Source organism: Mesorhizobium sp. M7A.F.Ca.CA.001.08.2.1 (assembly GCF_003998455.1).
Taxonomy (GTDB): domain Bacteria; phylum Pseudomonadota; class Alphaproteobacteria; order Rhizobiales; family Rhizobiaceae; genus Mesorhizobium; species Mesorhizobium ciceri.
Window position 1 is genome coordinate 1 of record NZ_RZPW01001424.1, and the last position, 554, is coordinate 554.

The 554-nt window shown below is 67.3% G+C and carries 1 protein-coding gene; it reads left to right on the plus strand.

Features of this window, described 5'->3' with window-relative positions:
• A partial coding sequence (locus EN914_RS37775; RefSeq protein WP_348631989.1) for a DUF6537 domain-containing protein occupies positions 1–554 on the plus strand: 554 nt, incomplete at both ends.

Genomic DNA, 554 nt, shown 5'->3' on the forward strand with positions numbered 1-554 from the left:
GCCTCGTCGTCCAAGGTGCACGCGACGGCGGAAGCCGCATCGAAACGCTTCATCGCTTTCGATATGGAGAAGATCGCCGCCGACAATGGCTCGATGATCTCGGCCAGCCTGCTTGGCGCGCTGGCAGGGTCCGGCGCCCTGCCGTTCACGCGCGAGAGCTACGAACAGGCGATCGGTGCCGGCGGCCGGGGCGTCAAGGCCAGCCTCGCCGCCTTCGGGGCCGCGTTTGATCGTGCGCGCGGCACGGCAGCACCGGCGCCTAGGCCGGCCGAGCCAGCGATCGTCGAATCTGCCCTGGGCGCAGGACAGGTGAGTGGCCCGCAAAACCTGCTGCAAGGCTGGCAGGCCTTGGCTGCCCGCATCGATCTGTTGCCGGTGGCCGTGCGCGACATGGCGCTTCGAGGCTTGAGAAAGGTCGTCGACTATCAGGACATCGCCTATGGGCGCGACTATCTCGACCGGCTGGACAAGGCCGTCGCGCTGGACGGGCCGATTCAGGGCTATGGCTTGTCCATCGCTGCCGCCAAGCATCTGGCCAACGCGCTGTGCTACGA